This window comes from Kitasatospora sp. NPDC048365 (assembly GCF_043200835.1).
Taxonomy (GTDB): Bacteria; Actinomycetota; Actinomycetes; order Streptomycetales; family Streptomycetaceae; genus Kitasatospora; species Kitasatospora terrestris.
On sequence record NZ_JBICYJ010000028.1, the window covers coordinates 1 to 12,691 of the forward strand.

13 protein-coding genes are annotated in these 12,691 nt (G+C 74.4%); 9 read left to right on the plus strand and 4 right to left on the minus strand.

All coding sequences use genetic code 11. From position 1 onward, the window contains the following. The 3 genes from ACGFX4_RS26085 to ACGFX4_RS26095 form a co-directional block, all read right to left on the minus strand. A partial coding sequence (locus ACGFX4_RS26085; RefSeq protein WP_393079116.1) for a carboxyl transferase domain-containing protein occupies positions 1–271 on the minus strand: 271 nt, incomplete at its 3' end. A 37-nt stretch (positions 272–308) separates the two neighbouring features. Beyond that, positions 309–1,343 carry a ketoacyl-ACP synthase III family protein gene (locus ACGFX4_RS26090; RefSeq protein WP_393078937.1) on the minus strand — a complete coding sequence of 345 codons (1,035 nt, stop codon included), beginning with the start codon at positions 1,341–1,343 and terminating at the stop codon, positions 309–311. A gap of 97 nt (positions 1,344–1,440) precedes the next feature. After that, entirely contained in the window at positions 1,441–1,833 is a 393-nt protein-coding gene (locus ACGFX4_RS26095) for a hypothetical protein (RefSeq protein ID WP_393078940.1), read from the minus strand. A 166-nt stretch (positions 1,834–1,999) separates the two neighbouring features. On the opposite strand from ACGFX4_RS26095, the gene ACGFX4_RS26100 reads away from it, so the two are divergent. The 7 genes from ACGFX4_RS26100 to ACGFX4_RS26130 all read left to right on the plus strand — a co-directional run bounded on the left by ACGFX4_RS26100 (position 2,000) and on the right by ACGFX4_RS26130 (position 8,771). Further along, positions 2,000–3,811, plus strand: coding sequence for a non-ribosomal peptide synthetase (locus ACGFX4_RS26100; protein WP_393078943.1), 1,812 nt, complete (start codon positions 2,000–2,002; stop codon positions 3,809–3,811). A 36-nt stretch (positions 3,812–3,847) separates the two neighbouring features. Continuing rightward, complete coding sequence (locus ACGFX4_RS26105; protein ID WP_345697182.1) at positions 3,848–4,024, plus strand: MbtH family NRPS accessory protein; 177 nt, start codon at positions 3,848–3,850, stop codon at positions 4,022–4,024. Then, entirely contained in the window at positions 4,021–5,469 is a 1,449-nt protein-coding gene (locus ACGFX4_RS26110) for a DHA2 family efflux MFS transporter permease subunit (RefSeq protein WP_393078946.1), read from the plus strand. Before ACGFX4_RS26105 ends, ACGFX4_RS26110 begins: the two co-directional genes overlap by 4 nt. A 185-nt stretch (positions 5,470–5,654) precedes the next feature. Then, positions 5,655–6,188 (plus strand): DUF1772 domain-containing protein, encoded by a 534-nt coding sequence (locus ACGFX4_RS26115; protein WP_393078949.1) that lies wholly within the window; start codon positions 5,655–5,657, stop codon positions 6,186–6,188. Positions 6,189–6,306: 118 nt separating this feature from the next. Further along, entirely contained in the window at positions 6,307–7,080 is a 774-nt protein-coding gene (locus ACGFX4_RS26120; protein WP_393078952.1) for a cyclase family protein, read from the plus strand. 5 nt (positions 7,081–7,085) lie between these two features. Then, positions 7,086–7,589 (plus strand): flavin reductase family protein, encoded by a 504-nt coding sequence (locus ACGFX4_RS26125; protein WP_393078955.1) that lies wholly within the window; start codon positions 7,086–7,088, stop codon positions 7,587–7,589. A 66-nt stretch (positions 7,590–7,655) separates the two neighbouring features. Further along, entirely contained in the window at positions 7,656–8,771 is a 1,116-nt protein-coding gene (locus ACGFX4_RS26130; protein WP_393079119.1) for an acyl-CoA dehydrogenase family protein, read from the plus strand. A gap of 59 nt (positions 8,772–8,830) precedes the next feature. On the opposite strand, the gene ACGFX4_RS26135 is transcribed toward ACGFX4_RS26130, so the two are convergent. Then, positions 8,831–9,283 carry a nuclear transport factor 2 family protein gene (locus tag ACGFX4_RS26135; protein WP_393078957.1) on the minus strand — a complete coding sequence of 151 codons (453 nt, stop codon included), beginning with the start codon at positions 9,281–9,283 and terminating at the stop codon, positions 8,831–8,833. A gap of 207 nt (positions 9,284–9,490) precedes the next feature. Between ACGFX4_RS26135 and ACGFX4_RS26140 the strand changes: the two genes are divergently transcribed. Both ACGFX4_RS26140 and ACGFX4_RS26145 read left to right on the plus strand, forming a co-directional pair. Beyond that, positions 9,491–11,035, plus strand: coding sequence for a class I adenylate-forming enzyme family protein (locus ACGFX4_RS26140; RefSeq protein ID WP_393078960.1), 1,545 nt, complete (start codon positions 9,491–9,493; stop codon positions 11,033–11,035). Between the two features lie 122 nt (positions 11,036–11,157). After that, positions 11,158–12,660 (plus strand): MFS transporter, encoded by a 1,503-nt coding sequence (locus tag ACGFX4_RS26145; RefSeq protein WP_393078962.1) that lies wholly within the window; start codon positions 11,158–11,160, stop codon positions 12,658–12,660. The last annotated feature ends 31 nt before the right edge of the window (positions 12,661–12,691 follow it).

Consider the following 12,691-nt stretch of genomic DNA (forward strand, 5'->3'; position numbering starts at 1 on the left):
CGGTGCCCCAGCCGACCACCACGCCGTCGGTGTGCGGCTTCTTCGCCTCCAGGCCGAAGCCGGTGGCGCGGTGCCGGCGCAGCGGCTCCACCTCGGTGAAGCTGCCCGGGTCGAAGAGCAGGTCGATCCGCTCGCGGGCGGTCAGCTTGCCCTTGGCGTGCTGGGCCTCGGTGGCCCGGGGGTCCGGGCCCGCCAGCACGGAGTCGCGGACGGCCAGCAGTTCGGCGGTGCGCAGCCGCAGGTCGGGTGTGGTGATGAAGTCCTCGGTGATGGTCACGGTTCTCCCCGTTCGTCCGGTCCGACGGTGGTCACCAGGCGGGAGTCTCGGTGAACTCCAGGACGGCGACCGTCCACATGAAGCCGATGCCGACGCCGATGGTGACCAGCTTGTCGCCGGCCTTCGGCTTCCCCTCCGCGATCAGGTGGTCGATGCCCATGAACTGGTCGCTGTTGCCCATGTGGCCGTGGTCCAGGCCCCACTCGTACGGGGTGGTGGAGACGTCCAGGCCGAGCGCTTTGTGGAAGCCCCACTCGGCGATCTGGCGGGAGACGTTGGCGTGGACGAACCACTGGGTCTCGGCGAGCGTGGTGCCGGCGTCGGCCAGCGCCTCCTGGAGGACCTCGGCGAAGTTCTCGCTGATCAGCGCAAGGGCGTCGTCGTACGCGTCCTCGTTGCGCATCAGCCAGGAGTCCTTGCGGGCGGTCAGGTCGACCGGCTTGCCCTCGGCGAACGGGGCGGCGGTCCACTCGGTGCCGCGGTAGAGCGGCTCCAGGCTCGGCTCGGACCGGGTCGCGGTGGCGAGCAGCCGGGCGAAGCCGCCGCGCTTGGAGAGCACGATCGCGGCGCCGCCGTCGCCGTAGACGGTCTGGTCGTCGGCGGACCAGCGGTCGATGTGCGGCAGCTTGAAGGCGTCACCGGTGGTGACCAGCGCGGCCGTGGTGTCCGGGCGGGCCACCAGGTACGAGGCGGCGAGCTCGGTCGCGGCGAGCGCGCCGTTGCAGCCCTGGCGCAGCTCGATCGCGGCGGCCCGGCCGCCGACGGTCTCGTTCAGCACGTAGTGCGCGGGGCTCCAGAGCTCCTGGCCCTGGTGGCCGACGTACGCGTGCAGGACCAGGTCGATGTCCTCGGCGGCGACGCCGGCCCGCTCGATCGCCAGCCGGCCGGCCTTCGCCGCCATCACCGGGCCCGGCTCGTCGTCGGCCGCCACCCGCACCGCGCGGACGCCGGAGGCCTCGGCGTTCGCCGCGTCGTACCTGCCGTCGGCGACGGCCTCGGCCGCCGTCACGGTCCCGTCGGGCAGGTAGGTGCCGATGCCCGCGACGTAGACGTTCTCCCAACGCATTGCCACTCCTGGGGTGCAGGCGGCCGGTTCGGTCACGGCCGATGGACCCGGAGGCTAGGAAGGGGCCCTACAGCATCGCTGGAGGGCCCCTTCCGGGTCAGCTCGCCGAGGCGGGCTCGGGCTTCTGGACCGCACGGGTGACGACCACCACCAGGGAGAGGACCAGGAACAGCAGGGTGTCGGTCACGTCGGCGAGGTGCTGGCCGTGGCGGAAGCGCAGGACCAGCAGGACGGTGTTGAAGAGGGCGAAGTAGAGGCCTCCCCAGACCGCCCAGCGCGGGCGGCGGAAGCCGACGACGAGGGCCGCGGCGGCGGCGCCGTCGGTGATGCCGTTGAGGAGGCTCGCCCAGCGGCTGATGTGGAGGCCGGTCATCTCGTAGAGGTGGTCGGAACCGGCGTCCATGCCCAGGAGGCCGGCGATCGAGCTGAGGCCCAGCTCCAGGATCAGGACGGCGGAGACGATGGCGGCGAGGACTCGGACGGCTTTCACGGCGGTCGGGTGACCCTTCGCTGATGGTGGACGGTGCGCTGGCGAGTGTGATGCTCCCCCACCCGGCTTGAGCAGGACTCAAGTCGGCGCACCGACCCTGCCCCGTGACGATCCGCTTCATGCCCGTTCTCGCGCGGCAGCGGTTTTCCGAGGAGTTGAACCCCCGATGACTGTGACCCTCGATCGACCCGTGCTCGCCACGCCGGAGTGGCCCGACGGCCGGATTCCGGTGGTGGCGACCTTCCTCGCGGCCGCCCGTGTCGCGCCCGACCGGCCGGCGGTGGCCGGCCCGGACGGGGTGCTGGGCTACGCCGAGCTGGACGACCGCACCGACCGGGTGGCCGGCCTGCTGGCCGGGCTCGGCGTCCGCCCCGGCCAGGCCGTCGGCGTGTTCCTGCCGCGCTCGGTGGACCTGGTGGTGGCGATCCTCGGCATCCTGAAGGCCGGCGCGGTGTACGTGCCGTTCGACCCGGAGCAGCCGGCCCGGCGGCTGACCGCGATCGCCGAGGACGGCGCGGTGGAGACGGTGCTGAGCCACTCCGCGCTGCTGTCGGCGTTCCCGTCGGCGGTGGGCGCGTCGGTACTGGCGCTGGACACGGTGGACTGGGCGGCGGTGGCGCCGGCCGCGCCGGTGCCGGTGGGGCCGCGCCACCCGGCGTACGTGATCTTCACCTCGGGTTCGACCGGCCGGCCGAAGGGCGTGCAGGTGTCACACGGCGCCCTGGCCGCGCTGCTGGCGGGCCTGGAGCAGGCCGGGGTGTACCGGGCCCCCGGACTGCGGGTGGGCTGGAACGCGTCGGTCTCCTTCGACGCCTCCGTCCAGCAGTGGCTGCGGGCGCTGCGCGGCGACACGGTGGTGGTGATCGACGAGGAGACCCGCCGGGACGTCGAGGCCTTCGCCCGGTTCGTCGCCGACCGGGAGCTGGACGAGTTCGACCTCACCCCCTCCCACCTTCAGGTGCTGCTGCCCGAGCTGACCGAGGTGGCCCGCGCGCACCGGCCCGGCCTGCGGCTGCTGGTCGGCGGCGAGGCCGTGCCGCCCGCGCTGTGGGCCGAGTTGGGCTCGCTCGCCGACGAGGGCGTGCTGCACGCGGTCAACCTGTACGGGCCGACCGAGACCACGGTCGACGTGCTGACCACCCCGGTGGTCTCCGGCCGGGAGCCGCACCTGGGCGCGCCGCTGCCGGGCACCGGGGTGCGGGTGCTGGACGAGCGGCTGGCCGAGGTGCCGGACGGCGAGGTCGGCGAGCTGTTCGTCACCGGCGAGCAGCTGGCGCTCGGCTACGTGGGCCGGCCCGGCCTGACCTCGTCCCGGTTCGTGCCGGACCCGTACGCGGCGGACGGCTCGCGGATGTACCGCACCGGCGACCGGGTGAGCCGGGCGGCGGACGGCACCGTCTCCTACCGCGGCCGGGCCGACAACCAGGTGAAGGTGCGCGGCTACCGGGTCGAGCTGGGCGAGATCGAGGGCGTGCTGAGCGGCTCCCCGGCGGTCGCCGCGGTGGTGGTGCTGCACCGGGACGGGCAGTTGCACGCCTTCGTCGAGCCGGCCGCCGGGACCGGGTCGGACGCGCCGGTGCGCGACTGGGCCGAGCGTCACCTGGCGTCCTGGATGCGGCCGTCCGGCTGGACCCTGCTGCCGGCGCTGCCGCGCAACGTGGCCGGCAAGGCGGACCGCGCGGCGCTGGCCGCGCTGTGGCCCGCCGAGGAGGCGGCCGCACCCACCGCCGAGGAGCCCGCCGAGGACACCGGCCCGGCCGGGCGGATCGCCGCCGCATGGCGCGAGCTGCTGAAGGTCGACGCGATCGCCGACGAGGACGACTTCTTCTGCCTGGGCGGCCACTCGCTGATCGCGATGCAGGTGGCCGCCCGCCTGCGCACCGAACTGGGCGTCAAGGTGCCCACCCGGCTGGTGATGCAGCACCGCACGCTGGCCGCCTTCACCGCCGCCGTCATCGAGCGGATCGCCGCGGCGTAGGCCCGCTCTTCCGGATCGAGTCCAAGGAGTCATGCCATGAGCGACGGAACCCCGCCCCGGGCGGTGACCGTCCTGGTCAACGAAGTCCGCCAGTACGGCCTGCACCCGGCGGACCTGCCGGCGCCGGCCGGCTGGTGGCCGGCCGGGTTCACCGGCCCCGAGGAGCTCGCCGTCGGCTGGGTCGACGAGCACTGGACGGAGGGCGCGCGGTGAGCGCCGCTCCCGACCCCCGCCGCTGGTGGGTGCTGGTGACCGTCTCGCTGGCGCAGTTCATGGTCGCGCTGGACGGCACCGTGGTGAACGTGATGGCCCCCCAGGTCCAGCGCGAGCTGGGCCTGTCCACCACCGGACTGCAGTGGGTGGCCAACCTGTACGTGCTGCTGTTCGGCGGCCTGCTGCTGCTCGGCGGCCGGCTGGCCGACCAGCTCGGGCGGCGCCGGATGTTCCTGGCCGGCATCGTGCTCTTCACCCTCGGCTCGGTGCTGGCCGGGACCGCCGACGGCAGCGGGCAGCTGCTGGCCGCCCGGGCCCTGCAGGGCGTGGCGGCCGCCGCGGTCTCCCCCGCGGTGCTGTCCATCCTGGTGACCAGCTTCCCCGACCCCGGGGAGCGGGCGAAGGCGTTCGGCGTCTGGGGCACGGTGCTGGGGATCGGCGCGAGCGTCGGCGCGATCCTCGGCGGCGCGATCGTCGAGATCGGCTGGCGCTGGGCCTTCTACCTGAACGTCCCGGTCGGGGTGGCGCTGGTGGCCGGCGCCCTGCTGCTGGTCGGCGCGCACCGGCCGGAGCCGGGCAAGCGGCCGCCGCTGGACGGCGCCGGCGCAGTCACCGCGACGCTCGGCCTGACCAGCCTGGTGTACGGCATCGTCTCCACCACCGACCACGGCTGGACCCACCCGCTGACCCTGGGCGCGTTCGCCGCCGCGGCGGTGCTGCTGCCGCTGTTCGCCCGGATCGAACTGTCCAGCGCCGCGCCGCTGGTCGACCCGCGGCTGCTGCGCCGGCGCAGCGTGCTGGCGGGCGGCCTGGGCGAGCTGCTCACCGGCGGGCTGAGCCTGCCGTGCTTCTTCCTGCTGCCGCTGTACATGCAGGACGTGCTCGGCTACAGCCCGCTGCGGACCGGCCTGGCGTACATCCCGACCTGCCTGGCGATGATGGTCGTCGCCCCGGTGCTGCCGAAGCTGCTGGAGCGGACCGGCCCGCGCGCCGCGTACGTCGGCGGCACCGCGCTGCTGGTGGTGATGCTGGTGGTGCTGGTGTCGGTGGGCACCCACGCCTCGTACTGGACCACGCTGCTGCCGATCACCGCGCTGCTCGGCGTGGGCCTGGTCGGCTGCCTGATCACCACGCCGGTGGTCGGCACGGCGGAGGCCACCGAGGCGGACGCGGGCACCGTGTCGGCGCTGCTGAACGTCTCCTCGCAGATCGGCGGCGCGCTGGGCCTGGCGGTCGCGGTGACCGCGGTGCAGCACCGGACCACGGCGCTGGCGGGTCGCGGCGTGGCGGCGGACGAGGCGCTGACCGGCGGCCTGCACCTGGGCGCGGCGACGCTGTTCGGCTGGATGGCGCTGAGCCTGCTGCTGGGCTTCACCGCCTTCCGGGGCCGTCCGGCGGCGGCGCCGGTGGCGGAGGCCGAGGAGAAGGAGCCGGTGCGGGTCTGACGCGCGCACGGGTGCCCGGTCCGTCCCCCTCCCGGGGCCGGGCCGGGCACTTCGCGCGGGCCGGGCACTTCTCACGGGCGGAACCGTGGATTCCTCACGACCTCGCCGCCGGGCGCGACGAGGGGTGTCCGGCGCGGTCAGGATGGGGACCACCACTGTGTCCCCCGGAGGAGTTGGAACCCGCCATGTCCCGAATCGTCCTGCTGCTGGCCGCGGTCTCCACCGGACTGTTCGCCGGTTTCTGCTTCTGCTACACCGTCGTGGTCACCCGGGGCCTGGCCCGGCTCGGCGACGAGCAGTACGTGACCGCGATGCGCCGCCTCAACGAGGTGGTGCCCAGCGTGCCGTTCTTCCTGGTGTTCATCGGCTCGCTGGTCTTCACCGTGACCGCCTACGTGCTGCACAAGCCGCTCCAGCCGACCACCCAGACCTGGCTGCTCGGCGCGGCGGCCGTCTGCTGCCTGGTGTCGGTGGTGGTCAGCGCGACCGGCAACATCCCGCTCAACGGCGAGCTGGCGTCCGCCGCCACCAACAGCGCCGCCGACTTCCTGCACGCCCGGCAGTCCTTCGAGGACCGCTGGAACACCCTGCACGCGATCCGTACCGCCGCGTCCGCGCTGGCGCTGGTCCTGCTGGTCGCCGCGTGCGTGTACGCGCCGCAGCGGGGCGCCGAGGCGCGGGCCGACGAGTCCGCGTCGGTGCCGGTGCTGAGCAGCTGACACGTCCGCACCACTGCTGGAGCCGGTCCCCGGTCGGGGCCGGCTCCAGTTGCGTTCGAGCGGCTCCGCGCAGGCTCACGGGGACAGTCGGCGCCCTTGCCCGCGGAGGTAGTTGACCATGCGACTGATCGATCTGTCCTCGACCGTGGACGCCCGGCTGTGGGAGCCGGAACCGGTCACCCACACGGTGATGTCCGCCGTCGAGGGCGCGGTGCACATGACCGACGGGATGCGGAAGAACTTCGGCATCGACCTGTCGCCGGACGCCTTCCCCGGCGGCGAGTTCCTCACCAACGACATGCTGTACCTGTCCACTCACACCGGCACCCACGTGGACGCCCCCGCCCACTACGGCACCCGCCCCGACGGCGAGGCGGCCCGCACCATCGACGAGATGCCGCTCGACTGGTTCGACCGGCCCGCGTTCGTCCTGGACGTCCGGGACGTCGGCCGCTCCACCGTCGACGCGGAGGACCTGCACAAGGCGCTCGACCGGATCGGCTACGCCCCGCAGCCGCTGGACATCGCCCTGATCAACACCGGCGCCTCCGCCTGGGCCGGCACCAAGCGCTACTTCACCGAGTTCATCGGCCTGGACGGCTCCGCCACCCGCTACCTGCTCGACCTGGGCGTCCGGGTGATCGGCACCGACGCGTTCAGCCTGGACGCCCCGTTCGGCGACATCATCACCCGGTACCGGGAGAGCCTCGACCGGTCGGTGCTGTGGCCCGCGCACTTCGCCGGCCGCGAGCAGGAGTACTGCCAGATCGAGCGGCTGGCCAACCTCGACGCGCTGCCCGAGCCGTACGGCTTCTCCGTCACCTGCTTCCCGGTGAAGATCGCGCGGGCCGGGGCCGGCTGGACCCGGGCCGTCGCGCGCGTGGCGGAGTGAGCGCCGTGCAGCCGTACCCGATCGACCCGGGTGAGCTGCGGGAGGCCATGGGCCGCTGGCCGAGCGGCGTCACCGTGGTGACCACCGCCGACCCGACCACCGGCCGGCCCTGGGGGTTCACCGCGACCTCCTTCACCTCGCTGTCGATGCGGCCGCCGCTGGTGCTGGTCTGCCTGGACCTCGGCGCGGAGTGCCGGCCGGCGTTCCAGCGGGCGGCCGGGTTCGCGGTGCACATCCTGCGCAGCGGGCAGCGCGGGACCGCGGAGCGGTTCGCCACCCGCGGCGTCGACAAGTTCGCCGACGGGGTCGGCGTCCGGCGGGGGCTGTACGACGTGCCGCTGCTGGACGGCGCCGCCGCCACCCTGGAGTGCCGGCTGACCGAGCGTCTGCCGGGCGGCGACCACCTGATCCTGATCGGCGCCGTCCAACGGGTCACCCCCGGCCCGGACGAGCCGCTGCTGTACCACCGCCGGGCGTTCGTCGAACTGCCCGCGCCCGTCCTGGGCTGAGCGTGCACGGCCCGCTCCCCGGCCGGGGAGCGGACAGCTGACCGAGAGGAGACTGACGTGTTGACGGTGGAGAGGACCCTGACGGCGGTGGAGGCGCGGGACGTCGCGGCCGCCCACGCGCTGGCGTCGGAGCGGGCGCGGCGGCTGCCGTCCGAGGTCGTGGAGGCGCTGGTCGCGGCGGGGTTCGCCCGGCGGCTGGTGCCCGCCCGCTGGGGCGGGACGGCCGGGTCCTTCGCCGAGCTCGCCGAGGCGGTGGCGACGGTCGGCGAGGGGTGCGCCTCGGCCGCCTGGTGCGCATCGGTGTACGCGATCGCCGGTCGGATCGGCGCGCACCTGCCGCTGGAGGGCCAGGCCGAGCTGTGGGCGGACGGCCCGGACACCGTGATCGCCTCGGGCATCGTCCCCTCCCCCGGCGCCCGGGTGGAGCAGGACGCCGAGGGCTGGCTGCTGACCGGCGAGTGGCCGTTCACCAGCGGGGTGCACGGCAGCGCCTGGGTGATCGTCGGCGCGCTGGTCACGGACGCCGCGGGCGGCCGCGAGTTCCGCTTCTTCGCCGTCCCCCGGGACCGCTTCGACATCAGGCCGACCTGGGCGAACGTCGGCCTGAGCGGCACCGGCAGCGACACCGTGGTGCTGGACGGCGTCCGGGTGCCGGAGCACCTGACCTTCCGTTACGACAGCCTGCTGGCGGGCGAGCCGGTCGGCAGCACGGCCCCCGCGCACCTGGCGCCGTACAAGCTGGTGAACGGCCTGACCTTCGTCGCGCCGGTGCTGGGCGCGGCCCGCGGCGCGCTGCGGCACTGGACCGGGTGGATCTGCGCCAAGCACGACGTGACCGGCCGGCCGACCCGGGAGCGGGCGGCCGTGCAGACGGCGCTCACCCGGGCGGCCGCGGAGGTCGACCTGGCGGGCCTGCTGGTGCGCCGGGCCGCCGAGGCGGCCGACGCCGGCCCGTACTCGGCCGAGGTGCTGGCCCGCAGCCCGCGCGACTTCGCGGTCGCGGCGGACCTGCTGGCCGAGGCGGCCGAGCGGCTGCTGCGCGGCGGCGGGGCCCGCGCCCAGGTCGAGGACAACCCGGTGCAGCGGGCCTGGCGGGACGTGTACGCGGCGGCCGGCCACGTGGTGCTGCAGTTCGACGCGGCGGCGTCGGCGTACGCGGAGTACGCGTTCTCCGCGGTGTGACCGGAACGCGGAAGGGGCGGCCCCTCGGGGCCGCCCCTTCGTCGTGCGCGGTGCCGTGCTCAGCGCAGGTCGTCGCGCAGGATCATGCGGCTGCGGATCAGCAGACCGCCGTCGGCGCCGCGGACCAGCACGTCCTCGCAGAGGGTCGCGCAGTAGACGGTGGTCGGCGAGGCGGGCAGGGTCTCCAGCACCATGACGTACGCCCGGGTGCGGATCTCCTCCCCGGCCTGCTCGGCGACCAGGGTGGTCTGCACGTGCCGGCGCTGGACGCCGGTGGTGCGGCGGGCGGCCTCGCTCCGGTGGGTGGCCGCCTCGATGGTGTCCCGGCCGACGACCGGGGCGGGCAGCACGTTGCTGTCGAAGACCCCGTCCTCGGTGAAGCCGCCCGCCCAGCCGGCCACGTCGCCGGAGTCCACGGTCTGGAAGTGGCGGGCGTAGAAGTGGCTGATCTCCTGGTACAGGCCGGTGTCCACCGGGCGCAGCGCCTGCGCCGCCTCGAGCAGCTCCGTCATGGTGTTCCTCTCCTCGCCTCTGCGGTTGCCGGACGGGAGCCAGCGTGCGGGCGGGGGCTAGAGGCGTGCTGGGGCCGGCATCGACGCGGGCCGGGCTCAGGCGCCGGTCCAGCGGGGGTCGAGGCGGCGCGCCCAGGATCGGAGTCCCGGTCGCGCCGGCCGCCCGGGCCCGGGGCGACCAGAAACCCCCGGCCCTGAGGAGCAACCGTGACCGTGCCGTCCTTCGTCAGCCACGGCGATCCGCTGCCGCCGGTGCCCGGCGGCAGCGTCGACGGGCTGCTCGCCCGCGCCGCCGCCGCGCACCCCGACCGGGCGGCGGTCGTCGTCCCCGACGAGAGCGTGACCACCTTCGCCGAGGCCGACCGGCGGGCGAGCGGGTACGCCCGCGGCCTGCGGGCCCTGCTGGGCGGGGAGCGCTCGGTGGTGCTGCTGTCGGCGGCGCTGATCGCCGAGTTCCCGGCGCTGTACTACGGCATCGTGCGCGCCGGACACGTCGTGGCGCCGGCCAATCAGCTGTACCCGGCGGAGCTGCTGGAGTACGTGCTGACCAGGTCCCGGGCCCGGGCCGCGGTGGTGACCCCGGCGGTGTGGCAGAAGCTGGCGCCGCTGCGCGACCGGCTGCCGGAGCTGGAGCACGTCCTGCTGATCGGCCCCGAGCAGGACGGCGTGCCCTCGGTGCACGCCCTGCTCGACGGCGACCACCCCGAACTCCCGCAGCCCGAGGGCGACTTCACCGAGCAGACCGCGTGCGTGCTGTTCACCAGCGGCTCCACCCGGATGCCCAAGCCCGTCCGGCTGAGCCACCGCAACCTGCTGACCGGCGCCGTGCAGCTGTCCACCGCGCACGGGCAGACGGCGGAGTCGGTGGTGCTCAACGGCCTGCCGATCTACCACCCGATGCACATGAACGCCTCGATGCGGGTCGGCGCCACCCACGTGCTCTCCGGCGGCGAGGTCGCCGACTCGCTCGCGGCGGCGAACCGGTACCGGGCGAGCCACTTCTACACCCTGCCGTTCCGGCTGATCCAGCTCGCCAACCACCCCGGCCTGGTCGACCTGCGGCTGGACACCGTGAAGGTGGTCTCCACCGGCGGGCTGCCGCTGCGCCCGGCCGTCCTGCGGGCGCTGGCCGGGCAGTTCGGGGTGCCGGTGCTGCAGGGCTACGGCATGTGCGAGAGCTCCTCGCTGGCCACCTCGGACCTGCCCGCCGCCCCGCGCCAGGGCTCGGTCGGCCGCCCGCTGGCGGGCAGCCGGATGCGGATCGTCGACCTGGAGACCCGCGCACCGCTGGCGGTCGGCGCGGTCGGCGAGATCCAGCTGGCCGGACCGAACGTGATGCAGGGCTACCTGGTGGAGCAGCCCGACGAGGCGGTGGACGCCGACGGCTGGCTGTCCACCGGCGACGTGGGCCGGCTCGACGCGGACGGGAACCTGTTCTTCCTGGACCGGGTGCGGGACGTCTTCCGCAGCGGCGGCGAGCTGGTCTGCCCCGGCGAGATCGAGGCGGTGCTGGCCGAGCGGCCCGAGGTCGCCGAGTGCGCCGTGGTCGACGCCCCCGACGGCGAGGAGACCGTCCCCGTCGCCTTCGTGGTGACCCGGCCCGGCGCCGAGCGCTCCACCGGGCTGATCACCGAGGTCAACGAACTGCTGGGACTCCACCAGCAACTGCACCGGGCCGAGTACCTGGAGGCACTGCCCCGGCTGCCCAACAGCAAGGTCGACCGCACCGCGCTGCGCAAGCGGGTGCGCTGACCCCTCCGGCCGGGCCGCCGTACGGCGCTCCGGCCGGACTCGAGTACCGCTCCAGCCGGCTCCGGCAGGCTCGGAGCGGGATCAACCGTCATCCTGGCAGGTCCACACCGAAAGGTCTTTCGATGGCCGACAACTCCCCGCCGACCACGGGCGAGGCCACCTATGGCAATCCGACCCGGACATCCATCGTGACCGGCGTCGCGCTCTTCATGATCTCCCTCGACAACCTGGTGGTGACCACCGCGCTGCCGCAGATCCGCGAGGGGCTGCACACCACCATCGAAGGCCTGGAGTGGACGGTCAACGCCTACACCCTGACCTTCGCCGTGCTGCTGCTCACCGCCTCCGCGGTGGCCGAGCGCTTCGGCCGCCGGCGGCTGTTCTCGGCCGGCATCGCGGTGTTCACCGCCGGCTCGGTGCTGGCCGCGCTCTCCCACGGCATCGGCCTGCTGGTCGCCGCCCGCGCCCTGCAGGGCCTGGGCGCCGCGGTGGTCCTCCCGCTCACCCTGACCCTGCTCTCCGCCGCCTACCCGCCGGACAAGCGGGCCGGCGCGCTCGGCATCTGGGGCGCGATCGGCGGCCTCGCCGTCGCCCTCGGCCCGGTGATCGGCGGTCTGATCATCCACGTGGTCTCCTGGCAGTGGATCTTCTGGCTGAACGTGCCGATCGGCATCGTGATGCTGGTGATGATCCCCGGCTGGCTGGCCGAGAGCCGCGGCCCGGTTCGGCCGCTGGACGTGCTCGGCACCGTGCTCGCCAGCGCCGGCCTCTTCGGCGTGGTGCTCGGCCTGGTCCGCGGCAACGCGGCCGGCTGGACCTCCACCGAGGTGCTGGGCAGCCTGGTCGGCGGCGTGGTGCTGCTGGCCGCCTTCCTGGTCCAGCAGACCCGCACCCCCGCGCCGATGCTGCCGCTGCGGATGTTCCGCGACCGGACCTTCACCGCCGTCAACGCGGTGTCGCTGCTGATGTACTTCGGCATGTTCGGCTCGATCTTCCTGATCACCCAGTTCCTCCAGGAGGTGCAGGGCGCGGGCGCGCTCGGCGCCGGCGTGCGGATGCTCTCCTGGACCGGCCTGACCCTGATCGGCGCGCCGATGGGCGCCGTGCTGGCCGAGAAGCTCGGCGGCCGGCTGATCGTCACCCTGGGCCTCGCCCTGCAGGCCACCGGCCTGGTCTACCTGGCCCTGGTCACCGACGTCACCGGCGGCTACGCGGCACTGGTGCCCGGCTTCGTGCTGAACGGCTTCGGCATGGGCCTGTTCTTCGGCCCGACCGCCAACCTGGCGCTCAGCGCGGTCAGCCGCGAGGAGGAGGGCATCGCCTCCGGCGCCAACAACGCCATCCGCGAGCTGGGCGGCGTGTTCGGCATCGCGGTGCTCGCCTCGGTGTTCACCTCGCAGGGCGGCTACGGCAGCCCGACCGCCTTCGTGGACGGCATGCACGCCGCCGTGTGGATCGGCGCGGGCATCGTCGCCCTCGGCGCGATCGCGGCGCTGTTCATCAAGGACGCCCCGAAGGCCGCCGTCGCGGAGGCTCCCGCCGCGGAGACCCCCGCCGCGAAGGCACCGGCGTCGGCCTCCCCGGCCGGCGCCGACCGGGAGCTGGCGCTCTCGGTCGACGACTGACTCGCCCGCTCCGACCCGCCCGGGTGGCACG

Bases quoted from the DNA above. Each gene is read 5' to 3' on its own strand.
- ACGFX4_RS26090 (WP_393078937.1), bottom strand. From the start codon at position 1,343: ATGCGTTGGGAGAACGTCTACGTCGCGGGCATCGGCACCTACCTGCCC.
- ACGFX4_RS26100 (WP_393078943.1), top strand. From the start codon at position 2,000: ATGACTGTGACCCTCGATCGACCCGTGCTCGCCACGCCGGAGTGGCCC.
- ACGFX4_RS26105 (WP_345697182.1), top strand. From the start codon at position 3,848: ATGAGCGACGGAACCCCGCCCCGGGCGGTGACCGTCCTGGTCAACGAA.
- ACGFX4_RS26115 (WP_393078949.1), top strand. From the start codon at position 5,655: ATGTCCCGAATCGTCCTGCTGCTGGCCGCGGTCTCCACCGGACTGTTC.
- ACGFX4_RS26120 (WP_393078952.1), top strand. From the start codon at position 6,307: ATGCGACTGATCGATCTGTCCTCGACCGTGGACGCCCGGCTGTGGGAG.
- ACGFX4_RS26135 (WP_393078957.1), bottom strand. From the start codon at position 9,283: ATGACGGAGCTGCTCGAGGCGGCGCAGGCGCTGCGCCCGGTGGACACC.
- ACGFX4_RS26145 (WP_393078962.1), top strand. From the start codon at position 11,158: ATGGCCGACAACTCCCCGCCGACCACGGGCGAGGCCACCTATGGCAAT.